Genomic DNA, 24,733 nt, shown 5'->3' on the forward strand with positions numbered 1-24,733 from the left:
ACAATCGCATTTTTAGAATAATCGTAAAGCTCGCAAGCGATGATATTGCGCAACAAGGAGGTTGGCATGAAGCTGGAGCGTAATTTGGGGTTTGATCTCCAACGGGCAACGGAAGCGGCTGCGTTACGGTCAGCCCGCTGGATGGGTCGGGGCGATAAGAACGAAGCCGATGGTGCGGCGGTCGATGCCATGCGTTTTGCGCTCAATGCCACCGATATGGATGGGATTGTGGTGATTGGCGAGGGCGAAAAAGACGAAGCACCGATGCTCTACATTGGCGAGCAAATCGGCAACGGCAACGAACCAAAGGTTGATATTGCGGTCGATCCGGTTGAAGGCACAACCTTGCTGGCGCAAGGGATGCCGGGGGCAATTGCGGTCGTCGCAGCAGCCGAACGTGGCAGTCTGTTCAACCCACCTGGAATCGTCTACATGGATAAAATTGCCGTTGGCGAATCGGCCAAGGGTAGTATTGATATCAATGCTTCGGTCGAGGACAATATCCGAAGCGTTGCCAAAGCACTTAAAAAACGGGTCGAAGACGTAACCGTGATTGTGCTTGATCGGCCCCGTCATCACGATGTTATTGCGCGGATTCGTGAAATGGGTGCGCGGATTAAGCTGATTTTGCATGGTGACGTTGCAGCGAGCCTCATGCCGAGTATGCTTGAGGCCCCCGCAGATATTCTGATGGGCATTGGCGGAGCACCAGAGTCGGTGATTTCGGCCTGTGCTATGAAGTGTACTGGTGGCGAGATTCAATGTAAGCTCTGGCCTCGCAATGATGGTGAGCGCGACCTAGCCCGTCAGAATGGCTTGGATCTCGAAAAAGTGTACACGACCAACGATTTGGTACAAGGAGACAATATTTTTTGGGCGGCGACGGGAATTACGACCGGAGATTTTCTCAAAGGCGTACAATTTTTTGGGTGGGGTGCTACCACTCACTCGTTGGTTATGCGTTCGGCCTCTGGCACAGTGCGCTACATCGAGTCTCGTCACCGTTGGGATAAATTGATGCGGATCTCAGATTTGCCGTTTGCTGAGCACTAAATCTATCATTGCTGCATAAGTTAGAAATTGCTTAAAATTGGGCAACGTCATGCGAAAAATGGCGTTGCTTGCTTTTGTCAGTCGTGGTATACTGCGTGCGACGCATTTGGGAATCCCCTTCCAGCGTCACATTCACACATCTCCAAACAGCAGCCAACTATTTAAAACACAACTCATTGTTACATCCCCTCACAAGATCGCTTCCCATTGTGGGCACGTCCGTGAACGCATGGTAGTGCGGCATATTGGTTGAACTATGCTATTAGTTCGCCACGCAACGCCATTGATTTTTTGAAGAGGTCGGATGATGCACGCCCGCTGTAAGAATTCATCGTAGGAGGATAGCACGGTGGTCAACCTTGCTGATTTAGAAAACAAAACGTTGAGCGACCTCCAAGAAATGGCTCGGGAGTTAGATATCTCTGGCTATAGTCGCCTCAAGAAACAAGACCTCATTTACAAATTAATTCAGGCTCAAACTGAACAAGCAGGCAATATTTTCAACACGGGGATTCTCGACATCGTTTCTGATGGTTTCGGGTTTCTGCGGAGCGATCGGATGCTGCCTGGCCCCGATGATGTGTATGTCTCACAAACCCAAATTCGTCGCTTTGGCCTCCGCACTGGCGACCGCATCTCCGGCCAAATTCGCCCACCCAAGGAAAGTGAACGCTACTATAGTTTGCTGCGGGTTGAATTAGTTAATGGCATGGACCCTGAGCAAGCTCGCAAGCGCCCCCATTTTGAAAAATTGACCCCGATTTTTCCCAATGAACGCTTTATTTTGGAAACCGAGCCGCAAATTCTCTCAACCCGTTTGGTTGATTTGATTGCACCAATCGGTCGTGGCCAGCGTGGCTTGTTGGTTTCGCCACCCAAAGCTGGTAAAACGATGTTGATGAAGGCGATTGCCAATGGTATCACCACCAATTATCAAGATGCCCACTTGATGGTCTTGTTGATTGGCGAGCGCCCAGAAGAAGTAACTGATATGCGGCGCTCAGTGCGTGGCGAAGTTATTGCCTCGACCTTCGATGAGCCAGTCGAAGACCATACCAAAGTTTCAGAAATGACCCTCGAACGAGCCAAGCGCTTGGTCGAAGGTGGCCAAGATGTGGTGATTTTGATGGACTCAATCACTCGTTTGGCCCGCGCCTACAACTTGGATATGCCGCCATCAGGTCGGACATTGACTGGTGGTATCGATCCGGTTGCGCTCTATCCCCCGAAGCGCTTCTTTGGTGCTGCCCGTAACATCGAAGGCGGCGGCTCCTTGACGATCATCGCTACCTGTTTGGTTGATACTGGTAGCCGCATGGACGACGTGATTTACGAAGAATTCAAGGGTACTGGCAACATGGAATTGCACTTAGAACGGCGCTTAGCTGAACGCCGCACCTATCCTGCAGTCGATATTGCCCGCTCTTCAACGCGTCGCGATGAATTGTTGCTCTTGCCTGAGCAATTGCGCCAAGTTTGGACGTTGCGGCGGATGGTGAGTATGTTGGGCGAAAACGAAGGCACCGAATTGGTGCTGACGCGCATGTCCAAAACCCGCACCAACGATGAGTTCTTGCTGACGCTCAACAAGAGCCTCTAGGATTCGATTCATCGCGATTCTTCCCTGTTCTCATTCATTGAGGGCAGGGAAGCGTTTTTTTTAAGGATGAAGGATGAGGGATGAGGGATGAAGGATGAAATTGCGTTTTGATCCACGAAGGACACGAAGCTACAAGAAGATTATTTTAGCCACGAATTGCACGAATTGCACGAATAATTTTTTAGCCACAGATTGCACAGATTTATTTGATTCTAATTTCTCCTAGCCCAATGCCAATCACATAATCCCCAAACTCCAACTCCTATGTTCTTTGCTCTATGTTCTATGTTCTCACTTCATCCCTCATAATTCATGCTTCATCCTTTCGTATGCTCTCTGTTCTTATTTTTGATTTTTGCTTTCTGCCTTTTGACTTTTGCTTTACCCTTCATCCTTCATCCTTCCCAGTGCCTTTTTGACTTTTGCCTTTTGACTTTTGCTTTACCCTTCATCCCTCATCCTTCATCCTTATACTATGCTACTCTGTGGCATGCGACTTGCCGCATACTGCGGCACAAAGATTTAGCAGAGGAACCCTATGTTCGATTGGCTTCAACCCTATTTACCACCAGCAAATAGCATTGCATACTACCTTCTTCGTGGCACAATTACCTTTTTAGTGGTTGCTGTAGCCGCTCGAACAATTAGCGTCATCATTCGGCGCGCTTTTCTCTCGAATGCCCAACTCTTGCGGCATAACCTGAGCGAGCGCCGCCGCACCACGTTGCGGGCCTTGGTTTCGTCGTTAACCAATGGCTTGGCGATATTAATTTCGTTGTTTTTGATTTTGGGCATGTTTGTGCAGCCAAGCGCTTTGTTTACCTTTTTGGGCTTGTTTAGCGCTGGCTTAGGCTTTAGCGCCCGCCCATATGTGAGCGATTTTCTGGGTGGCATTACGTTGCTGTTCGAGGATCAATTTGCCTTAGGCGATAAAGTGGAGATTGGTGATCGCCAAGTGGTGGGCTGCGTTGAACGAATTAGTTTGCGCATGACCTATATTCGTGGTGAGTCGGGCGAGCTTTGGCTGGTGCCAAATGGCGATATTCGCACGATTCGCAATTTTACGCGTGGCAAATGGTCGCCAGCTAGCATTAAATTAACCGTACCAACCACCAAACTTGATGAAACGATGGTCGTTCTGCACCAAGTGATCAGCGATCCAGGCGATGATGTGATCGAAACCCCTGAAATCATCAGCGAAGATGGTGAGATTGGTGCAGTAACGACGACGATTACATTAAAAGTTAAGGCTCGTTATAGTATGGCTCCGGCGGTGCGTGAGCGCTTGATTACTCAGCTGCAAGCGGCGTTAACGGAGCACCATGTGTTGGCTGCGGATGAAAATCGGGAATAGCATCGCCAGTTAATGCATCGTAAGAAACTGCATCGGCAGGCTCGCGCAACAACGATTTGACCCGTGGCCAAAAACCACGGAAAAACTCCGAGCGGCGATAACGTTGCAAGTCACGGCCTGATTCCCAGGTGCTCCAGGTTGCAAAGGCGGTTGGGTCGCCAGTTTCACGTAAAAGCGATAAGGCTAAACAGCCTTCTTGATGGCGAATTGTTGGCTCGCATTCAGCATAAAATGCAAGAAATTCTGCTACATGTTCGGGTGCAAATTTTAACCGAACTAAGCGCACAACCATTGGCGTAGCTCCTTATTGGGAAGTGACACAAAAAGAGGTGGCCGTAACCACAACGCTATCTTAGCATGCTTATGCCTCGCTCAATGCAAAAACAGCACCATCATGGGCGATCAAAACTTCGCCTTGGAAAATCTTGGCGACGCGGGCCAACACTTCGGCCTCTGGCGCTGTATTGATTGGGCTATAGTGGGTCAGAATCAGCCGTTGCACGCCAGCGCTTTGGGCAGCAGTTGCAGCCTGTTCAGGCGTTGAATGAGTTTCGAACGGTGTTGACACCGTGCATTCATGAATTAATGTATGTGCGCCTTGGCTTAGTCCAACCAGTGTCTCGCATGGCCCACTATCAGCCCCATAGACCAAACTCCGTTTGCCTGGCTGATCGATGCGCAAGGCCAAGGTTGGGCGGCTATGATAGGTTGCTGCGCTGGTAAAACTTGCGCCTAAATCGAATGGCAGCTCGATTGTGCCGCCAGCATCGGCTACTGTTTGAAAGCTTGGCACAATTGCATGAATTCCCAAATCGGCTGCTTGGATGACTGCCTCAGCGGTCGCGATTGTGCGTTGATTACCAAAAACCAATAATTCGCCGTTGTGTTGCGCTAGCCACAGGTGTAACAACAAACTCGGCAGACCCATCAGATGATCGGGGTGATTGTGCGAGATGAAGATTGCCCGCAGTTGGCGTGGATCAAGCCCATATTTGAGCATACGGCGATATGGGCTGCCGCCGCAATCGAGCAAGACCAAACCAGCCTCGCTTTGCCAAACATAGCCACTATTTTCACGCTCAGCATCGGGAAGTGCCGTGCCAGAACCAAGCACAATTAAATTGTTCACGATGATCTCCTTTGGTCGTGAAAGATGCGCAGAAAGCGCAGCAATTAGTATAATAGGCCACAAAAGACCAGACAAGGGTGCAAAATTACTATTTTGTAGCCACTATAGGAGCCAGTATGGACGCACTCTCCGGCCCGATGCAGCTTTGGTTGACTGGATTATTGATTGCTTGGGCGCTTGTGCTCGTTGGTGGGTTTGTGCTTGGGCGGCCCAATCCAGAAGGCACGCGGCGCATGACGCTTTGGGGACGTTTAGGATCGTCGGCGATCTTAGTTGTGGCGGCTTGGAGTTGGTGGTGGCAATTGCGCCAAACCCACAATCTGACGGCCTTATTGCTCGCCGTTGGCATGAGTTTGGGCTTTTTAGGCGATTTATTTATGGCCAAAGTCTTTCCAATTAAAAATTATGTGCTTGGTGGAATGAGCGCGTTTGGCTTGGGCCACGTTGCCTACATTAGCGCTGGCTTGCGCATCGAACGCTTTGATTGGCTGAGTTGGATCATTTGGATGATTGTTGGGGCGATTGGCTGGTATATGATCGTCTGGCACGATAGCTCGCGAAGCCGTTTGCATCAAGTTGCCTTGCCCTATGCGCTTTTGCTGGCGAGCACAACCGGGGTTGCAACCGGCGTGGCCTTGGAGCAATTGCCGATGGCGACCTTTGCAGTTGGGGCTGCGCTGTTTTTGCTTAGCGATTTAGTGTTGGCCACCCAATTGTTCAATAATGCTCATTGGCGCGGAATTGGCGACGTGGTTTGGTTTACCTATGGCCCAGCCCAAGCCTTGATTGTCTATAGTATAGCGTGGTTGTTGTAAGCTGGGGATCGGAGGCTGGGGTTTGGGGATCGGAACCGCGAAGAGCACGAAGAACACCGAATTGGGGATTAGTAATGACAAGAACATTCCACAAAATATGATTTAGGGGGTGCTGGGGGATGAAAACCCCCGGCGTTTCCCTCCGGCGGAGGGACGGAAGGGTGGCGAAATAATTTTTGGAGTGCAGGAGTTTTCGATCGGAGCCGCGAAGATCCTAAAGATCGGGCTAAATCTATCATTCAAGCACAGCGCTAAAAGCCAAACCAAGCCAATTTTGCTTGGATTGATTGACATTTAACAGAACGTGCTACAATGATCATGCTCTCGACCATTGTTGGCGGGAAGCACTGGTTCATTTTCTGGTTTCAAACACCACTTGGATCGCAACCGACCGAGATGGTAAGTACACAGTGATGTGCTTCGTTCTCCTCGGCTGACGCGATTCGGCGTTGCGGAGGTTTTTTTATGGCTTTTTCCGCTCGACCGACGGTCGGCATGCTTGGCGCAGGCAAGGTTGGTACTGCTTTGGCTTTGGCCTTAAAGCAGGCTGGCTATCCGATTGCTGGCGTTTCCTCACGTTCACCAACGTCGGCCCAGATGTTGGCCCAGCAGCTTGAATGCTCGGTGCTAACACCTGCTGCGTTATTTACCCAAGCCCAACTCATTTTCCTGACTATCCCCGATGATCAATTGGCCCCGTTAGCCCAAGAACTCGCCGCAACCTTGCCGCAAAGCACTGGCATTGTGGCTCATTGTTCGGGCGCTTTGACTAGCAGTGTGTTGCAACCCTTGCAATTGCGTGGTTGGCAGGTTGCTAGTTGCCATCCATTAGCTCCGTTTGCCAGCCGCACCACTCCCTTGCCGCAAGCAATTACTTGGGCAATCGAGGCTGAACCAGCGCTGTATGCTGTGCTGGCCGAGCTTGTGCAGGCCGTTGGCGGAATTCCACGCCCAATGCAGGCCGAGCATAAAGTGCTGTATCACAGTGCCGCCGTGCTTTCAGCTAATTATGCCATTACCCTTGCGGCGCGAGCCGTCGATTTGCTGCAACTTTGCGGTTGGTCGGGGCCAGAAGCCTTGCAAGCACTCGTACCCCTACTGCGCGATAACGTCGAGAATTTGGCGCGGCTTGGCTTGCCGCAAGCATTAACTGGCCCCTTGGCCCGCGGCGATTATGGCACGGTCGAACGCCATCTTCAGGCGCTCGATGCCAATGCTCCCGAGATTGCACGCTTGTATCGAGCCTGCATTGAGGCAACCCAACCGTTATTGAGAACATAGAAAAGTATGAAGGATGAGGGATGAAGGATGAACGTAAGAACATAGAGCATAGAACATAGAACATAGAACATAGAAAAGGATGATGGATGAAGGCAGAAGGCTGAATTCAAAATAGGGGCGAAAGAGCGGGGTCTGTTTTTAACGCAGCGGCGCAGAGGAAGGATGGCTTTTGGCTGGAGGCTATTGGCTATCGGGGATTTGTCAGAAACTTTAGATCCAAAGCCCATAGCCAAAAGCCCATAGCCTTACCCTTCGTGCCCTTCGCGTTCTTCGCGGTTTCAGTGGCTTTGGACTATCGAGGTTTGTCAGAAACTTTAGATCCAAAGCCCATAGCCAAAAGCCCATAGCCTTACCCTTCGTGCCCTTCGTGGATCAGAACGTTACACAATTCTTTATCAACCAAGCAAAGGAGCTACCTATGCGAACCCAATTGAGCGATATTCAACGGATGAAAGATCGAGCCGAACGCTTGGTGATGGTAACTGCTTACGACTACACCAGTGCCCAATTGATCGATCGCACCGATATTCCCTTGATTTTGGTGGGCGATTCGTTGGGCATGGTCGTGCAGGGCAATAGCTCAACTGTGCCCGTCACCATCGATGAAATTGTCTATCATACCAAGGCCGTGATGCGCGGCAGCAGCAAAGCCCTTGTGGTCAGCGATTTGCCATTTTTGAGCTATACCAGCCCTGAACAGGCCATCCAAAATGCTGGCAAATTGATGCAGCTTGGCGGTTGTGGCGCGGTGAAACTTGAAGGTGGCGTGAATATGGCTCCGACTGTGCGCCGCTTGGTCGATTTGGGCATTCCGGTGATGGGTCACTTGGGCTTTACGCCGCAATCGGTCAATCAAATTGGCATGCGGGTACAGGGCAAAACCGTTGCTCATGCCCGCCAGTTGCTCGAAGATGCCTTAGCCTTGGAAGCTGCTGGGGCGTTTGCGATTGTGCTAGAGCTAATTCCCGCTGCCTTGGCCAAAGCCATCACTGAGCGGTTGCATATTCCAACGATTGGGATTGGCGCAGGGGTTGGCTGTGATGGCGAAGTCCAAGTTTGGCACGATATTTTGGGCTTGTATAACGATCATCTGCCCCGCCATACCAAGCGCTACGCCGATTTGGGCAGCACGATTGAGCAAGCGCTGAATCAATATGCCCAAGAAGTGCGCGAGCGGAGTTTTCCAACTGCCGCCAATAGCAGCGTGATCGATGCTAAGACGTTAACCGAAGCGCTCGGTGAACAGGCAGTCAGCCTCGGTACAGCTGCCAAAGTCAGCGTCTAAATTATTGATTGAAACAAACGTCCGCTGCTAAGACACAGCGGACGTTTGCTGTTTAATTGAACAATTCAGCAACCGATTCAATAATTGCGGTTGGGCGATAGGGATAGCGCTCTGCATCCAAGCGGGTCATCATGCCCGAAAGCACGAGGGCGGTGCGCATGCCAGCCTCGGTGCCGCCAATAATATCGGTGTCCATGCGGTCGCCAATCATCATTGCTTCGGCAGCGTGGGCATCGATAGTGCGCAATGCGGTGCGCATCATCACTGGGTTAGGCTTGCCCACAAAATAGGCCTCGGCATTGGTCGCAGCTTGAATCAAGGCTACAACTGCGCCACATGCTGGCAAAATGCCGCGCTCCGATGGCCCCGAAACATCAGGGTTAGTGCCGATCAGGCGCGAGCCAGCGGCAACCAAACGCACAGCTTGGGTGATCCGTTCAAAGCTGTAGGATGTCGTTTCGCCAATCACCACATAATCAGGATCATGCTCGGTCATGGTGTAGCCAACATCATAGAGCGCATTGGTCAGTCCAGCCTCGCCAATGACGAAAGCTGTGCCATTGGGCCGTTGCGAATCGAGAAATTTGGCGGTGGCCAAGGCAGAGGTATAAATATCTTCAATTTCTAAGGGCAAGCCAATTCGTGCCAAACGTGCTTGCAAATCGCGTGGCGTATAAATTGAATTGTTGGTCAAGACTAAAAATTTGCGGCCTGAAGCGCGAAGCCGACCCAAAAACTCCGGTGCGCCAGGAATAATTTGCGCGCCGTGGACTAATACGCCATCCATATCGCATAACACGGCACGTACATCATCAAACTGATTCATCACAAGCCTCCCAAAACAAATGCGGGACGATAGGCCTATTATAATCCGAAAGGATGAAGGATGAAGGATGAATGGGTCGATGACTATTGGCTATGGGCGATAGGCTATCGGAACAATGGTTGGAATTACCAAATAATCCCCGATAGCCAAAAGCCTAGAGCCTCATCCGCTCTGCGCCTCTGCGTTCGGTCGTGGATCTTCTGCCTTTTGATTTTTGACTTCTGATTTGCGTAACTACTCGTGAATTTCTTGGCCTTCGTTGGGTGGTGAGCGACGGGCGACCTCGACTTCAAGGTTGCGCAAACGATAGAGAATTTCTTCGTTGATTCGGCGATTGTTGCCGCTTAAGTCGGCCAGAATGCCAATGAAGAAGGTCAAAATGCCGACAATCATAAATACGCCGCCAATAAAAACCGATTGTAAATAGCGGGTATAGGTCTGATTCGGATCAAGCAGGTAGTAGATCATAAAGCGCAGCAGCAAGCCGCCGCCAATTAGCAGAAACGGCAGCGCAAAATAGGTGAAGGTTTTAAGCGGTTCATATTGGGCATAGGTTCGAATAATTGTCGCACCTTGGCGCTTCACAAAATTGAAATTGCCGCGATGCAAGCGCGATGGTCTGGTTGGTTTAGTGGTAATCGCCACATGATCAACATGCAGGCGACGCTTGCCTGCTTGAATCAAATTTTCAATCGTGTAGGAAAATTCGCTGGTGACATATAAGCGCAAGCCAGCTTCTTTGGAGTAGGCCCGAAAACCACTGGGCGCGTCGGGCACATCGGTATCGGAGGCAACCCGCACGACCCAGCTGCCAACCCGTTGCAGTAATTTCTTTTGGGTTGAAAAATGCTCGACGTTTTGGGTTTGGCGGTCGCCAATCACAATATCGGCCTTGCCCTCTAAAATTGGCTTGATCAGCTCTGGAATTGCTGAGCCTGGATATTGATGGTCGCCATCGGTGTTGACGATAATATCAGCGCCAAGTTTGAGCGCTGCATCCATGCCCGATTGAAAAGCGGCTGGCAGGCCTTTGCGCCCACGATGGCGCACAATGTAGTTAACCCCAAGCTCACGCGCTACCTCAACCGTGCGATCAGTCGAGCCATCGTCGATGACGAGGGTTTCAAAATGCACATTGGGTAAATCCAAGGGAATATCATTCAACACTGCTGGCAAGGTTTCTTCTTCGTTCAAACAGGGAATTTGAATAATCACTCGCCAAGGATGGCTGCGTGTCGGTTCGCTTGGTTGAATATAGGTTTCACTCATTGGCATCGTGGCCATGGGCGTGGCCTTCCTTTGTATGCTAGTTATTCAGCGAATCAGCAGATTGCCTGTATCGGCCAATAGTAGCACGAAATTCAATCGTTGGTGCGCTCAGGCCAAACTGGTTGCAACACACCCCAACTTTCGGGCCACTTTACAATCCAGGTTTCCAAATAGCTCAGCATTTCACGCGCTACTCGTTCTGCTGCTTGGTCGGCGTTTTCATCGGGCAAGGCCTGAAAATGGCGAATGGGATCAACGCGAAAGAATGGCTCATTTGCACCAAACCAAGCGCAGCTGCCAAGCGCCACTGGCCAACCGCGTAACGCCAAGCGCGCTGGGCCAATCGGCACATCAGCCAACTCGCCAAAGAAGGGAATTTTGATCGCTTGCGAAGCCAAATCGCGATCGCCTGCTAAAACGACAATTTTCTTCGCTCGCAGCGCTTTGAGCACTTCGCGGCCTGCATTTGGCCCCAGCACAATCAACTCGCCGCCATGGGCTTCGCGCAATTCTTTGACCAACTGCAAATATTCTGGTGGCTCGATGGCCTCGACAACCAGCACCACGGGCAAACCATGGGCGGCCAAGACCGAAAGACCTGTGCTAAACGCGCCAGTGTGGGCAACCACCAACAAGCCGCCAGTTTCGGCCAATGCCTGCAAATGCTCTAGGCCCGAGTAATCGAAGCGTTGGCGCATGTGCTCTAGGCTCCAAGCTGGCAAGCGCACGAGATCGGCATAATGGCGCAAAACATTGGCAACCACCCGCGATTGCATATACAAGCGGGCGAGGCCTTTGGTTTTGGGCGCAACCCGAGCCAGATTCGAGCTGGTGTTACGGCGGAGTTTGGGGCTAAACAGCGCCAAGAGAGCGCAAACATCGCAGGCTGTATATACCAGCCAATTGGGGAAGCGCGGCAACCAGCGCATTGCCAAACGATACAGTTGTAGTGTGTTCATAATGCTTGAGAACATAGAACATAGAACATAGAGCATAAATGTACTGGTTCATTGGATTAACGACGGTTTGCCCCCTCACTCCCTAGCCCCCTCTCCCGCCCGCGGGCGAGGGGGAACCACGAGACCAGCGCTCCCCTCGCCCGCGTTCAGTGGGCGAGGGGGCTGGGGGTGAGGGCATGAACTATGGTTGCCAACCAAATGAACCAGTACACATAAAAGCTTGGAATTGAATTTTGATGATGGAGGATCATTGGTTAATCCGACCATATTCCGATAGCCAATAGCCATCAGCCACTAGCCAACTCTGTTCTATGCTCTATGCTCTAGGTTCTCCCTCAACTATTCGCCAGCAATAAATTGTTCGGTGCGGCGATGAGCTTCGTCGTCGGTGTATTGTTCTGGTGGGGTTTTCATAAAGTACGATGAAGGTGCGTACAAAGCCCCGCCAACGCCTCGATCAAGCGCCAACTTGGCACAGCGAATTGCATCGAGCACCACGCCAGCAGAGTTTGGCGAATCCCACACTTCAAGCTTAACTTCGGCGTTCAATGGCACGTTGCCAAAGGTTGTGCCTTCCATGCGGATATAGCACCATTTGCGGTCGGTCAACCATGGCACATAATCGCTTGGCCCAACGTGGACGTTTTGGTCAGGCAAGCCATAGGGCAATTGGCTGGTAACGGCGTTGGTCTTGGAGATTTTTTTCGATTCCAAGCGTTCGCGTTCGAGCATGTTGTAGAAGTCGGTGTTGCCACCAAAATTCAATTGATAGGTGCGATCCAAGTGTACGCCCCGTTGCTCGAACAAGTTGGTCAGCACGCGGTGCACGATGGTTGCGCCAACTTGCGACTTGATGTCGTCGCCAATAATTGGCAAATTCTTTTCTTCGAAGCGTTTGCGCCAGTATTCTTGGCTGGCAATAAAGACTGGCACACAGTTGATGAAGGCACAGCCAGCTTCGAGAATTTGCTCAACATACCACTTGGTGGCCATTTCCGAGCCAACTGGCAGATAGCTAATCACCACATCGGTTTTGGTATCGCGCAGAATTTTAACAATATCTGCGGTTGAGCCAGGTGCTTTTTCAATCACTTGGCTCAGATATTTGCCCAAACCATCGTGGGTCATGCCGCGATAGACTGGCACATTCAAGTGGGGCACTTCGGAAAATTTATAGGTATTGTTTGGTTCGGCGAAAATCGCCTCAGACAAATCCTTGCCGACCTTCGTAATATTAATATCGAAGCCAGCGGTAAATTCAATATCACTGACGTGATAGCCACCAAGATTGACGTGCATCAAACCAGGAATGCGGTCGTTCTCGTTGGCATTTTTGTAAAATTCAATCCCTTGAACGAGTGACGAGGCACAGTTGCCCACGCCGATAATGGCTACGCGAATTTTCTTACTCAAAACGACACAACTCCTTAAATGGCTGAACGGAAGCTCTATCCAAGGAAAAATTGTACTCCAGTTAAAATCCATTGGCAAGCAACAATAGCAAATTGCACAGCTTAATCAAGCTGTGCAATTGCTAGACCACGTTTTGGCCTATTTTTGCTTAACTTACAGCCAAATTGGCTAAAATTTGGTAGTTAAACAAGCGTTGTAATCGATACCACTTGCCATTTATCGCATCGCGGCGTTGACACACCACAAAGAATGATTGCTGATCAGAAGGATGGGCTTCGATTGCCATTGAGTTGCGACGAATTGCTGGAAATTGTGGTGGTTGCAACGAGTCGCCATCAAGAATCCCATAGCCTTGCGGTGGCACAAAATCATGCCAGAAGTTTTCAACATGTTGGCAAAACAGCCTGACTGCTTGGCGTTCTAAAACGGTTCGTTGTTGGGCATTGAACATACAATGCTCCTTCCTGTGATTGCGCTAGCCTTGGCTACGCAGATCAGTTATCAGTGGATGTTGAAACCGCTAGGGGGTAATTGCTGTGGCATGAATATGCTACAATTCAAACACACCCAGTACTCCATAGGTTGCAATCGCTGCAACAGCGCTTTATGACGACAGTTATAACGTCGGTCAAAGCTCGCTAGGCGATGATTCGGTAGAACTGCTTGCATCTCATGGTTATTGAACGTGGGGTCGGAATGTGTTGAGATGGTCTACAATGAAAACAGTAGGATCACACAAGTTAACTCGTTGGTTCATGCTAGCAGCATTTATCATTATCGTCAATGGCCTTCTGTCATGGCAATATCTGTTAACCATTCAAGCCAATAATGCGAATGTAATTGAATCGGAAACGATGACCAATCGCTTAAATCGGCTTTTAGCCTTGTTGACCGATGCAGAAACCGCTCAACGTGGCTTTATTATTACTGGCAGCGAGCAGTATTTAGAACCCTACAAAATTGCCCAAATTGAGCTACCTGGATTAATTGCTGAGATTGAATCTAATAGTACGACCCGTCCAATTTTTTATTCGCGGCTTCCAGATTTAAAAAACTTGATTCAACAGCAACAACAAGAGCTCGTTACAACAATCGAGTTGCGGCGCACGCAAGGCTTTGAAGCAGCCCAAATTATTGTGCTGGAAAATCAAGGCAAAGAATATATGGATACAATTCGTCAAATTGTCAATGGCTTGTTGATCCGTGAAAATAATCGGGCACTTGAACGCGCTGCTCAAACCAAACTCAACGTGCAACGAGCTGGGTTTGCTTTGGCCTTCGCCACTTTAATCGCCAGTGCCTTTGTGATTGGCACCATGGTGTTGACCAAGCGCGATGCACGCCAGCGCGACGAAGCCGCCAATGAGTTGCGCAACCAACGCGAATGGTTTGCCGTAACCCTCGCGAGCATCGGTGATGCAGTATTAACCACCGATACCGCTGGCCAAATTACCTTTATGAACCACATCGCCAGCACCATCACTGGCTGGCCCGAAGCCCAAGCGCTGGGCAAATCAATCAATGAGGTAGCGGCGATTTTCGATCCCATCAGCAAACAAGCGCTTGCTCATCCAGTGAATACCGCCTTGGAACACGAAGAAATTGTTACCTTAAGCAATTCGGTGGTGATGCGCCAAGGCAATGATTTTGTTGCAATTGAGGATAGCGCTGCGCCAATTTACGATCGCGAGCAACAGGTGATTGGCGTGGTGATGGTGTTTCGCGATGTAACCGAGCGCTATCGCGATGAATTTGGCCAACGTTTGCTCCGCACATTACATAATCAATTGGCCTCAACGATCGATTTGAGCCAGGTTTTAGCAACCAGCGCTGCTGTGCCAACCCCAAGTTTTAGCACGGCCTGCGGCTTGTATCTCGTGCTCGACCCCGACGATGAGCCAATGACCAGTTATAGCAGCGCTGAGCAACCATTGATCGATTGGCACGAACACCCAGCTTTTGCCCCAGCAATTGCCAGCGGCCAAGCCCAAATCATCGATCACGCCTTGCCACAGGGCTATCAATCAGCAATTATCATCCCATTTAAAGATCAACATCAACTAAGTGGGGCGATTGTCTTTGTGCATGCTGAACGCGATTTTGACCAGATTGATTTTGAATTGGCCGAAGAACTTGGCCAACGCATGATTTTGGCGCTTGAGCAGGCGCATCTCTATCGTCAAGCCCAAGATGCAGTCCGTCTGCGCGATGTGTTTTTATCGATTGCCTCGCACGAGTTGAAAAACCCGCTGACGACGTTGCTTGGCCAATCGCAATTAAGCTTGCGCCGCCTAGAACGCCTCAACTATGAAGATGAACGGCTTCAACGTTCGTTGCAAGCAATCGAAGCCCAAGCCAATCGCATGAACAAAATGGTCACGGCCTTGCTCGATGTTTCACGAATTGAAATGGGCCAGCTTGATATGCAGCACGATCAGATTGATTTGGCCCAACTGGTGCACAATTTGGTCAATGATTTGGCGCTGACAACCGACCATCATCAGATTCGCTACCAATGCCTGACTAGCCAACCAATTCAAGTCACGGGCGACTCAATGCGCTTGGAGCAAGTATTTATCAATTTGATCAACAATGCGCTCAAATATAGTCCCGAGCAAACCGAAGTGCTGGTGCGAGTTGATCGCAATGCGCAGCAAGCGATTGTCGAGATTCGCGACCATGGGATTGGCATTCCAGCGGAAGCCTTGCCAAATTTATTTACCCGCTTCTATCGCGCCAGTAATGCAGCCCGCAGCCATGTGGCAGGGCTGGGCATTGGCCTCTTCGTCGTCAAAGAAATTGTCGATCTCCACGGTGGCACTATCGACGTGACAAGCCAAATTGGTCAAGGCAGTGTTTTCACGATTTATTTGCCCCTACAAGCCTAAAATACCTCAAACTATCCTCATTTATTAACAAATGTTGACAATATGTCCTAGGGTACAATGTAGAATTGTCACTCTACAATATGTTGGCTAAATGGTACATTAGTTGCAGACAATAGTCACAACAAAAAGGAACTAATGCGATGTATAAGCAAGAATCAACCAATATATTTAGCCCAGCAAGTCAACAATCATGGATGCCAATCGATACAGAAAGTCATTGGACAATCAAAAACCCGCTGAATGTCTTTATTGTCCTACCAATTGTCCTACTTGTCTTTTCACTTGTTATGGCCTAAATGACAATAATGGCGTAGGGCTGGTACAATAGAGTTCTACGCCATTGTCTTTAATTGCCAATCCTTCCACAGAAAGGCCAACCATGGAATTTCAGCTCGATCGCCAACATGCCAAGCCACTCTACATCCAATTGTCCGAACAATTACAAGAACGGATTCGGAGTGGCTCTTTGCCAGCTGGCACCAAATTGCCACCAGTGCGCGATTTAGCCGAATCCCTTGGCCTTACTCGCTTGACTGTCCACAATGCCTATAGTGAGTTACAAGCGAGTGGTTGGGTTGAGGCCTACGTTGGCCGTGGAACCTTCGTCGCCGAACGCTCGAAGCCAATTATTCCCGAATACGAGCTACGCCAACGCGCTGTTGACGAGCTGCAAACCCCATGGATTAGCCAAGGCATGCTGGCTGATATGCTGCGTTTGGCCCAACAGCCCAACCTGATCTCCTTTGCCCAAGCCTCACCAGCAGAAGAAACCTTTCCAGTGCGCGAAATTGGTCGGGCAATTCAACAAGCCCTGCGAGACCCAAGTGCTCTAGGCTATGGCCCAACCCAAGGCGAATTATGTTTGCGCGAAGCGATTGCAACGTGGTTGCTTGATCGCAATGTAGTGACCTCGCCCGATCATGTGCTGGTTACGACTGGCGCGCAACAAGGCGTGGCGTTGGCATTAAAGGCCTTTGTGCGTCAAGGCGATGTGGTGTTGGTCGAAGAACCAACCTACTTAGGTTTTATCGAACAAGCGACAGCGTTGGGCGTGCGTCTGATCGGCATTCCCTTGGATGAGCAAGGCTTGCGGCTGGATATTTTGCAACGGGTCTTGTGCGAATACAAACCACGCTTGCTCTACACCGTGCCAACCTTTCACAATCCAACCGGCGTTTGCCTTGCACCAGAACGCCAAGCAGCGCTATTACACTTGGCCGAAGAGCATAATCTGATTATTTTAGAAGATGATGTGTATGGGCCGTTGAGCTATGATACCCAGCCACCGCACCCAATCAAATCCCGCGATACCAATGGGCGGGTGGTGTATCTTGGCAGTTTCTCCAAAATTTTGACCCCTGGCTTGCGTTTGGGCTATTTGGTTGCCCGCGATGAGCTGTTGCACCCATTGCTTGCTGCCAAACGTGGCAACGATTTGCATTGCTCGCCGTTGCTGCAACGGGCCTTGGCCGATTACCTTGGGCGCGGCCAGTTGGCAGCCCATCTGCGCTATGTGCGCGAACTCTATCGCGAGCGTCGCGATGCTATGGAACGGGCGCTCAACCGCTATTGTCCCCGTGATATTCAATGGACGCATCCACGCGGCGGGTTATGCTATTGGCTGACCTTGCCTGCTGGATTGAATGGCACCGATATTTATACCGAGGCGATTGAAGCAGGCGTTGGCGTAACGCTCGGCAATGTCTTCTTTCCCCAACCGCCGCGCAATGCGCACCTGCGGCTTTGTTTTGCCACCCAATCACCAGAATTAATTGATCGTGGAATTCGCCTATTGGGCGATGTTTTGACCCGCCATGTCTTGCGTTGCGGCCAACTTGCTGCGCGGGCTTGGCGCGAAACCACACCACTCATGTAATCTGGTGAATTCCAAAACAATGCTGGAACAGCACTGCTCCGCCTTGGTTCATCGATAGATTGCTGGCTTGCAAGGAAGGAAATTGTGGTATGACACTGCGGCAAATGGGCGTATTGATGATTTTAGCGTTAGTTTGGGGAGCGTCGTTTTTATTCATTCGGCTGGGCGTAGAAACAATTCCGCCAATTAGCTTTGTGTTTCTGCGGCTGGCAATTGCTGCGGTGTTAATTTATGCAGTGTTGCGCTGGCAAAAAATTAGTTTGCCCCGTGAGCGCAAGCTTTGGTATTCGCTGGGCTTTGTTGGGTTTATCAACGCCGCCTTGCCCTACTGCCTCTTTGCCTGGGGCGAGCACAAAATGGGTGCCAACGCTAGTGGGCTGGCTTCGATCTATAATGCGACGACACCGTTATGGACAGTGATTCTGGCGTTTAGCTTTGTACGCTCAGAACGCCTGACCGGGGTGCGCACCTTTGGCATTTTGCTGGGCTTCGCTGGGGTCGTGTATTTATTTTCGCGCTCAATTGGCAACATTGATAGCTTGGATACGTGGGGCCAAATTGCCTGTATTATTGCTTCCGCGATGTATGGGATTGGCACGTTGTATGTGCGCCGCACTTTTGGCGGCTTACCAGCCCTGATTCCAGCGTTTGGCCAAATGGCGAGTGGCGCGCTGATGCTCTTGCCAATCGCAATTGTAGTTGACCATAACAGCTGGCAAACGCCGAGTTTAGTTTCGCTTGGCTCGCTGTTTGGCTTGGCCATTTTAGGCACTGCAATTGCCCAGATTCTCTATTTCTGGTTGGTTAAACAGGTTGGGGCAGCGCGTACCTCGCAAGTGACCTATATTTTGCCAATCTTCGCGATTTTTTGGGGCTGGCTGTTTTTGAATGAAGCCATTCGCAGTGATATGCTGATTGGTTTATGTTTGATTTTGCTGGGCGTGATCATTGTCAATGGCAAATGGCCATTTCGTCGTCAGAGCGTGGCCGCTTCCAGCAGCTAATTAATTCTTGCCTACAATTAAGGAGTAGCTATGTCAACCAATCGTTTTGCCTTTTTCAAAGGGGAAATTGTGCCGATTGCTGATGCCAAAGTCAGTGTTATGAACCATGCCTTGAATTATGGCACTGGCTGTTTTGAAGGCATTCGGGCCTATTGGAACGAAGCCGACGAGCAATTATATGTGTTTCATTTGCAAGCCCACTACGAACGCTTGTTGCGCTCGTGCAAAGTGCTGCAAATTCGCTTGCCCTACACGGTGGAGCAACTGGTTGAAACCACGCTCGAATTATTGCGGCGCGAAGAATTTCGCAGCGATGTCTATATCCGCCCATTGGCCTACAAATCGTTTGAAGGCATTGGGGTGCGTTTGCACGACATCAGCGACGATTTTACGATTTGGGCGATTCCATTCGGCAAATATATTGAAAAAGAAGCTGGCTTGAAAGTTGGCATTAGCTCATGGCGCAGAATTGATGATAATGCGATTCCAGCCCGCCTCAAAGCTACTGGATCGTATGTCAATTCAGCGCTGGTTAAGAGCGAGGCCATGCAAAATGGCTTTGATGAAGGCATTGTTTTGACCCAAGATGGCCATGTTTGCGAAGGTAGCGCCGAAAACATCTATGTGGTGCGCAATGGCGTATTGTACACCCCAGGCATTACCGACAACATTCTGGAAGGCATTACCCGCCATGTCATCAAGCAACTCGCCACTGAGGAGCTTGGCTTGCAGGTTGTTGAGCGCACGATTGATCGTACCGAGCTTTATGCAGCCGATGAAATCTTCTTCTGTGGCACGGGTGTGGAAGTTACGCCTGTGGTCGAGGTTGATCATCGGGCGGTTGGCAATGGCGAGATTGGCCCAATCTTCACGCAACTTCGCAGCTTGTATTATGCAGCAACCCATGGCCAAGATGCCAAGCGCCGCGAATGGTGCAGCCCAGTCTATAGTTCTGTCTTGGCATAAACTCAGCGAACCAAGCAAAAACGCCAGTTCATGTGAACTGGCGTTTTTATATGCACAAAAAAGCCTGCTCCATTGCTGGAGCAGGCCCAAGGGAATCCTCAAAGGTTTTAGCCTAGTTGAAAGGAATACCGTTGTAGTCTTCGCCGGTGGTGCTTGTGCCAACTGGTGAAGTTACGCGGGTAACAACAATCAAGCTAGCGCCTGCGCCTTCAACCACGGCTGAACCGCCACCAACACCCATACCGGCAGCGCTTGGGGTTGCCAAGGTTGGGTTTGAGCTAGCTTTAGCGCCAGGGGCGATGTTTGCGATGGTTTGGGTCCCAATCAATGCACCACTTGCGTTGTAGTACTTGACGGTGACGTTGGTTGCAGCAGTGGTACCAACATTTTGGATAGCAATGAAGGTTTGTTGGCCACCTTGAGCTGCGCTCAACCAGCGAACGTATGGCAATGCAATCTTGGCGCTACCAGCGGTTGCACCTTCGAATGCGGTGTACAAGCCACCACCAGTAACCTTGCCAATCGCCAAGATTGGTTGGTTTGAGTTGATGGTTGCTGAGCCATTGAAGTTGTTTGGTGCCAACGTGGTTGAGCCTTGGCTACATGGATTGAAGCTAGCTTTAGCGCCAGCAGGAATCGATACAGCTGGTGACGTTACGTTAACTGGTGTGCCATTAGCGGTACCAACATAGGTAACGGTAACGCTAGCTGCTGAAGTACCAGCATTTTGCACTGCATAGAACGAGGTGGTTGCACCGCTTGGAATCACCAAGTTACAGAGGGCGCTTGCCATGTAGACTTTGTTTGCAGCAGCGGTTGATGGGAATGCTTGTGAAGCATATGCACCAGCACCGTTGGTTTGCAATTCAAGTGCCGTACCAACAGCGCTACCAGGGTTGCTGGTGCCATTCTTGGTGGCGGTTACGCGAACTGAACCATTGAAGGTTGCGGTCAATTCAGCAATCGTGCCAGCATCATAATAGACTGAAGCGTTTGGCAAGATGTTGGTTGGGTTAGCGGTGTAAACAACGCCAGTTGGGGTCACGAATTCAATCTTGAAATCGTTCGCAACTGAGTCGGTGTTTTGAATGACAAATTTGCTGGTGTAGTTAGCAAATGACTTCAAAACGGTTGGAATCAAAACGGTTGGTGAACCGCTTGAGAAACCATTCGACAATGGGCGGTTTTTCACAACTGAGGCTGCTGCTGGAATTTGGACCAAGGTTGCAGCAATTGGTTGATCAGCTGAGATAACTGCTGAACCATTGAAGCTCGTGCCGAAGCTGCTAACTGAGCCAACGAAGAACGAGCCAGCGCCATTTTGAGCCAAGGTTGATGATGGAACTGGTGATGCAGTACCAGTTGAGCTGTAAACAACCAAGTTAATGTTTGCTACACCAGCACCAATGTTTTGGTAGGTAATTGAGGTAGTGAAGGCGGTTGCATAGGCATTGGTTTGAGCTGATACGCCCCGACCGCCTACTGCAAAGATTGAAAGCAACAAGGCAACCATCATTGCCCGGACACGCAGCTTCGCAAACGTCATGGATGAACTCCTTTATAAGACCGTTAATTTACCTAAACACTTCGTAGGTATTCCCTTGGATGCTGGCTATAGTATCACAAGATCATAGGTTCAGTGCAATACTCCATCTTGGCTAATCGGGGATTATTGATCGGTTTAATCGTTCCTCGCTAGGTTTGCTGTGGCCTTGACAGCATGGTATGCTTGGCAGCGATTTCGTTAAATATTGTTTTAGGAACTTGCTATGGCAATTTTGCCAAAAATTCTGCGCCGTTATGCCAAAAACTCATCGCGCGTTTACCTTGAGCAATTTGTTCAGCAGGCCGCCAAAAGCCTGCAACCAGGCCAACGCATGCTCGATGCTGGTGCTGGCGATGCTGCCTATCAGCGCTTTTTTCAGCACGTAACCTATGAATCAGCCGATTTCTGCCAAGTTGATAAAGCCTACGCTCCAATGACGTATGTCTGCGATTTGGCCGCTGTTCCGGTTGAAAATGAGCGTTACGATTTGATTTTGCTGACCCAAGTATTGGAGCATTTGCCCAATCCTCAGCTGGTATTAACTGAGATGCTGCGGCTGCTCAAGCCGAATGGCACCCTTTGGCTTTCGGCTCCTTTGTTCTATGAAGAGCATGAAGTGCCGTTTGATTTTTATCGCTATACGCAGTTTGGCTTTAAGCAGCAGTTAACCCAAGCTGGCTTTCAGGTTGAGCAAACCCAATGGCTTGAAGGCTATTATGGAACCTTGGCCTATCAAGCTGATTTAGCGGTGCGCAGTTTGCGGCTCAATCCTCGCTTTTATGGCGGCGGTTGGGCAGGCTTAGGCGGTAGTTTTACTGCACTGTTGTTGCGCCCAATCCTCGTCGCTACATCGTTACTATTTAGTCGCCTCGATTTGCAATATAAATTTACTGAGGCTGGAATGTGCAAAAATTATGCGCTAATCGCCCGTAAACCCGCTTAAAACCGACTAATCCTTTTGGGTTAATTAGCTGGTTTAAGGCTGTTTAGAGGGGTTAATTTCGCGCGATTAACGAGGAGTTGCCAGATTTGGGAATCAAAGCACGATTAAAGAATAGCTCGTCAAAACTGATCAATTCATGGCGCTTGAGTACGCTCAATCGGGTACACCCAAAGCTGGTAAGTGCAATCAGCCATGTCCAAAAACAGCACTTAACCTATCTTGATCAAGCAGCCTTGATCGATCTCGGCTTGGCAGTACGTGAGCTTGAACAAGCGGGCATCGCTGGCCAAATGCTCGAATTGGGCTGTGCTGCTGGTGGCTCGGCGATTGTGATTACCAGTGTCAAAGCCAAACAACGTCCATTTGCCATTTACGATGTTTTTGGCATGATTCCGCCACCTTCAGAGCGTGATGGCCATGATGTGCATCAACGATACGAAGTGATTAGTACCGGCAAATCGCCTGGGCTGGGGAATCGGCGCTACTATGGCTACGAAGAGGCGCTTGATCAAAAGGTAATTGCGGCCTTTGCCGAAGCAGGCTACCCCATTGAGCAACATCATGTAAGCCTCGTAAAGGGCTTATACGAAGATAGCTTACACATCGATCAGCCGGTCGCTTTCGCCCATATTGATTGTGATTGGTACGATTCAGTGATGGTTTGTCTTGAACGAATTGTGCCGTATTTGGTTCAAGGTGGCATCTTGGTCATCGACGATTATGAGAGTTGGTCTGGTTGTCGCCAGGCGATCGATGATTTCTTCCGTAATCGCCAAGCTGAATTTCGCTTTGAGCATAAAAGTCGCTTGCATATTACTCGGCGCTAATTTCATGTTTTAGGAAAGAGGTACATTGTCTATGCGCAAAATTCTTTTGACAGGCTTGATCCTTGGAGCGTTGGCTGGCTGTAGCGATAGTAGTTTGCCTGCTACAACCAACCCATTGCCAACCGCTAACAGTTCCTTGCCAACGGTTGGAACCTTGCCAACCCCAACCCTCATGATCGCCGAAGATCGCGATTTGAGCCAAATTAAAGATCCTGAAAGTGGCCGGACTACGGTTTTTGGCAATGTCAGCAACCCAACCAACAATCAACCCTATAGCCAAGTTCCTATTCAATTGGCTGAAGCCTATGATAATGAAAAGGGCGAAACCAATTTTGTGCTCAATACCGCTCATAGCCCAATCACCGTTGCTGATGATCAAGGCGATTTTGTCTTTGAAAATATTCCACCCCATCGTTATGTTGTGGTGGTCGGCGATGTCTTTGGCAACTATAAGGTGTTACTTGGCCCCGATCAGGTAACGATGGTGATTGATCCGAAAAGCGATCAAAAGCTTGATCTCGGCGCAATCAAGGTCGATATTTTTGCTCCCTAATCAGCCGTTCGTAGATTGCCTCATACTGGGCAGCAGTGCGTTCCATCGTGAACTGCTGCCCCCACTCGTAGCCGCGCTGGCCCATGAGTGCCGCTTCGCTAGGATGTTCCAGCATCCAAATCATGGCTTCGGCTACAGCACTCGCATTTTCGGCCTCGACCAATAGCCCCGTCTCGCCATCGACAACTTGCTCGTTGTTGCCGCCAATATCGCTGGCAATAATTGGGGTGCGCGCAGCCATTGCTTCCAAAATAACGGTTGCAAAGCCTTCCCAGCGCGACGTTGAAACCAATACATCAACGTGGCTCAAGACTTCGGGAATATCATCGCGTGGTCCAAGGAATGTTATGGCATGCTCAATCGCTAAATTGGCTGCAAGCTGGCGGAAATTGGCTTCTTGCGTGCCCTCACCTGCGAGCCAAAATTCTGCATCTGGAGCGTGTTGCAGCACCAAGGCCGCCGCTTGAATAAAAATATCTTGGGCTTTTTGAATTTCTAGGCGGCCAATTAATAAGAAGCGTGGTGGGCTAAACGGGGTGTGCTGCTTTGGTAAATCGAATTTTTGCAAGCGAGCCAAAGGGAGGCTATTTTGAATCAGCGTCGCTGAACGCCCAAAAACTCGTGCTGCCATGCGGTTATCAAGCATCGTTTTGGTGGCTTGCGAAATCGCAATTTCTTCGCTAAACAATTGGGTGTAGGCAATGTTCATCAAGCGCCGCACCAACGGCCTCGTTACCCACATCGAATTGATGTGCAGGGTGCGTACTAATTTGGGGTAGTAGCTTGGGTGCAACAGTTTTTGCAGGCTAATGAAAAATTCAATTCGTTCGACATGGGTATGAATAATATCAACTGCTTGTTCTTGAATGAGTTGATTGAAGAGGGCACTAAAACGCACCATATCGTAGCGCAATTTTCTGCGTTCTGGCACCATAATTCTGGTTTCGATGCCTTCAGCAGCCAAGGTTTCGAGCCAGCGCTGCTCGGATGGCGCATCGTAGCGGTGAATGCCACAGACAATTGGCCGAAAGCGGCTTTTATCTAAGGCGCGGGCAACTTCGATGCCAAATAGCGCTGAGCCACCAGCACCTTCGGCGCTGGCAAAACCAGTAATCACATGAGCGACAGTTATTTTATCCATATACT

Annotated in this window: 23 protein-coding genes; 14 read left to right on the forward strand and 9 right to left on the reverse strand. The window is 50.0% G+C overall.

The window, feature by feature from the left end:
* The first annotated feature begins 66 nt into the window (after positions 1 to 66).
* The 3 genes from glpX to JOD20_RS13945 all read left to right on the forward strand — a co-directional run bounded on the left by glpX (position 67) and on the right by JOD20_RS13945 (position 4,007).
* Positions 67 to 1,053, forward strand: coding sequence for a class II fructose-bisphosphatase (glpX, locus tag JOD20_RS13935; protein ID WP_338034188.1), 987 nt, complete (start codon positions 67 to 69; stop codon positions 1,051 to 1,053).
* A 349-nt stretch (positions 1,054 to 1,402) separates the two neighbouring features.
* Positions 1,403 to 2,653 (forward strand): transcription termination factor Rho, encoded by a 1,251-nt coding sequence (gene rho, locus JOD20_RS13940; protein WP_083469902.1) that lies wholly within the window; start codon positions 1,403 to 1,405, stop codon positions 2,651 to 2,653.
* A 538-nt stretch (positions 2,654 to 3,191) separates the two neighbouring features.
* Complete coding sequence (locus JOD20_RS13945) at positions 3,192 to 4,007, forward strand: mechanosensitive ion channel family protein (RefSeq protein WP_110516272.1); 816 nt, start codon at positions 3,192 to 3,194, stop codon at positions 4,005 to 4,007.
* On the opposite strand, the gene JOD20_RS13950 is transcribed toward JOD20_RS13945, so the two are convergent.
* Complete coding sequence (locus JOD20_RS13950; RefSeq protein WP_204755847.1) at positions 3,943 to 4,299, reverse strand: putative quinol monooxygenase; 357 nt, start codon at positions 4,297 to 4,299, stop codon at positions 3,943 to 3,945. The genes JOD20_RS13945 and JOD20_RS13950 overlap by 65 nt on opposite strands.
* Before the next feature lie 69 nt (positions 4,300 to 4,368).
* Positions 4,369 to 5,136, reverse strand: coding sequence for an MBL fold metallo-hydrolase (locus tag JOD20_RS13955; RefSeq protein WP_204755848.1), 768 nt, complete (start codon positions 5,134 to 5,136; stop codon positions 4,369 to 4,371).
* A gap of 116 nt (positions 5,137 to 5,252) precedes the next feature.
* Between JOD20_RS13955 and JOD20_RS13960 the strand changes: the two genes are divergently transcribed.
* The 3 genes from JOD20_RS13960 (at position 5,253) to panB (ending at position 8,517) form a co-directional block, all read left to right on the forward strand.
* A complete protein-coding gene (locus tag JOD20_RS13960) occupies positions 5,253 to 5,951 on the forward strand; it encodes a lysoplasmalogenase (RefSeq protein ID WP_204755849.1) in 699 nt (232 codons plus the stop codon).
* A 465-nt stretch (positions 5,952 to 6,416) separates the two neighbouring features.
* On the forward strand, positions 6,417 to 7,232 hold the full coding sequence (locus JOD20_RS13965) for a Rossmann-like and DUF2520 domain-containing protein (protein ID WP_204755850.1): 816 nt from the start codon (positions 6,417 to 6,419) through the stop codon (positions 7,230 to 7,232).
* Positions 7,233 to 7,650: 418 nt separating this feature from the next.
* Entirely contained in the window at positions 7,651 to 8,517 is an 867-nt protein-coding gene (panB, locus tag JOD20_RS13970) for a 3-methyl-2-oxobutanoate hydroxymethyltransferase (RefSeq protein WP_204755851.1), read from the forward strand.
* 52 nt (positions 8,518 to 8,569) lie between these two features.
* Here the strand turns inward: panB and JOD20_RS13975 are convergent, their stop codons facing one another.
* The 5 genes from JOD20_RS13975 to JOD20_RS13995 all read right to left on the reverse strand — a co-directional run bounded on the left by JOD20_RS13975 (position 8,570) and on the right by JOD20_RS13995 (position 13,435).
* Complete coding sequence (locus tag JOD20_RS13975; RefSeq protein WP_204755852.1) at positions 8,570 to 9,343, reverse strand: HAD-IIA family hydrolase; 774 nt, start codon at positions 9,341 to 9,343, stop codon at positions 8,570 to 8,572.
* A 234-nt stretch (positions 9,344 to 9,577) separates the two neighbouring features.
* Positions 9,578 to 10,627: a glycosyltransferase family 2 protein gene (locus tag JOD20_RS13980; protein WP_204755853.1), complete on the reverse strand. Its 1,050-nt coding sequence runs from the start codon at positions 10,625 to 10,627 to the stop codon at positions 9,578 to 9,580.
* A 77-nt stretch (positions 10,628 to 10,704) separates the two neighbouring features.
* Entirely contained in the window at positions 10,705 to 11,571 is an 867-nt protein-coding gene (locus tag JOD20_RS13985; RefSeq protein ID WP_204755854.1) for a lysophospholipid acyltransferase family protein, read from the reverse strand.
* Positions 11,572 to 11,910: 339 nt separating this feature from the next.
* A complete protein-coding gene (locus JOD20_RS13990) occupies positions 11,911 to 12,984 on the reverse strand; it encodes an inositol-3-phosphate synthase (protein ID WP_054535056.1) in 1,074 nt (357 codons plus the stop codon).
* Positions 12,985 to 13,132: 148 nt separating this feature from the next.
* Positions 13,133 to 13,435: a hypothetical protein gene (locus tag JOD20_RS13995; protein WP_204755855.1), complete on the reverse strand. Its 303-nt coding sequence runs from the start codon at positions 13,433 to 13,435 to the stop codon at positions 13,133 to 13,135.
* 304 nt (positions 13,436 to 13,739) lie between these two features.
* Here JOD20_RS13995 and JOD20_RS14000 point away from each other — a divergent pair, with 304 nt between their 5' ends.
* The 5 genes from JOD20_RS14000 to JOD20_RS14020 all read left to right on the forward strand — a co-directional run bounded on the left by JOD20_RS14000 (position 13,740) and on the right by JOD20_RS14020 (position 19,718).
* Positions 13,740 to 15,872 (forward strand): ATP-binding protein, encoded by a 2,133-nt coding sequence (locus tag JOD20_RS14000; RefSeq protein WP_204755856.1) that lies wholly within the window; start codon positions 13,740 to 13,742, stop codon positions 15,870 to 15,872.
* 140 nt (positions 15,873 to 16,012) lie between these two features.
* Positions 16,013 to 16,168, forward strand: a complete 156-nt coding sequence (locus JOD20_RS14005) for a hypothetical protein (RefSeq protein WP_204755857.1) — start codon at positions 16,013 to 16,015, stop codon at positions 16,166 to 16,168.
* 83 nt (positions 16,169 to 16,251) lie between these two features.
* Positions 16,252 to 17,748, forward strand: coding sequence for a MocR-like pyridoxine biosynthesis transcription factor PdxR (gene pdxR, locus JOD20_RS14010; protein ID WP_204755858.1), 1,497 nt, complete (start codon positions 16,252 to 16,254; stop codon positions 17,746 to 17,748).
* 89 nt (positions 17,749 to 17,837) lie between these two features.
* Positions 17,838 to 18,752 (forward strand): DMT family transporter, encoded by a 915-nt coding sequence (locus JOD20_RS14015; protein WP_204755859.1) that lies wholly within the window; start codon positions 17,838 to 17,840, stop codon positions 18,750 to 18,752.
* Positions 18,753 to 18,782: 30 nt separating this feature from the next.
* Positions 18,783 to 19,718 carry a branched-chain amino acid transaminase gene (locus tag JOD20_RS14020; protein WP_204755860.1) on the forward strand — a complete coding sequence of 312 codons (936 nt, stop codon included), beginning with the start codon at positions 18,783 to 18,785 and terminating at the stop codon, positions 19,716 to 19,718.
* 112 nt (positions 19,719 to 19,830) lie between these two features.
* Here JOD20_RS14020 and JOD20_RS14025 read toward each other — a convergent pair whose 3' ends face one another.
* Positions 19,831 to 21,264, reverse strand: a complete 1,434-nt coding sequence (locus JOD20_RS14025; protein WP_204755861.1) for a hypothetical protein — start codon at positions 21,262 to 21,264, stop codon at positions 19,831 to 19,833.
* A gap of 223 nt (positions 21,265 to 21,487) precedes the next feature.
* Between JOD20_RS14025 and JOD20_RS14030 the strand changes: the two genes are divergently transcribed.
* The 3 genes from JOD20_RS14030 (at position 21,488) to JOD20_RS14040 (ending at position 23,587) form a co-directional block, all read left to right on the forward strand.
* On the forward strand, positions 21,488 to 22,207 hold the full coding sequence (locus JOD20_RS14030; protein ID WP_204755862.1) for a class I SAM-dependent methyltransferase: 720 nt from the start codon (positions 21,488 to 21,490) through the stop codon (positions 22,205 to 22,207).
* A gap of 86 nt (positions 22,208 to 22,293) precedes the next feature.
* A complete protein-coding gene (locus tag JOD20_RS14035) occupies positions 22,294 to 23,034 on the forward strand; it encodes a TylF/MycF/NovP-related O-methyltransferase (protein ID WP_204755863.1) in 741 nt (246 codons plus the stop codon).
* A gap of 31 nt (positions 23,035 to 23,065) precedes the next feature.
* The gene (locus JOD20_RS14040; RefSeq protein ID WP_204755864.1) at positions 23,066 to 23,587 is read left to right on the forward strand and encodes a hypothetical protein; all 522 of its coding nucleotides are present in this window, start codon (positions 23,066 to 23,068) and stop codon (positions 23,585 to 23,587) included.
* Here the strand turns inward: JOD20_RS14040 and JOD20_RS14045 are convergent.
* The gene (locus tag JOD20_RS14045) at positions 23,562 to 24,728 is read right to left on the reverse strand and encodes a glycosyltransferase family 4 protein (protein WP_204755865.1); all 1,167 of its coding nucleotides are present in this window, start codon (positions 24,726 to 24,728) and stop codon (positions 23,562 to 23,564) included. The two genes, JOD20_RS14040 and JOD20_RS14045, sit on opposite strands and share 26 nt — an antisense overlap.
* Positions 24,729 to 24,733 lie beyond the last annotated feature (5 nt).

Origin of the sequence: Herpetosiphon giganteus (assembly GCF_016907925.1) — a bacterium.
GTDB classification, from domain to species: Bacteria; Chloroflexota; Chloroflexia; order Chloroflexales; family Herpetosiphonaceae; genus Herpetosiphon; species Herpetosiphon giganteus.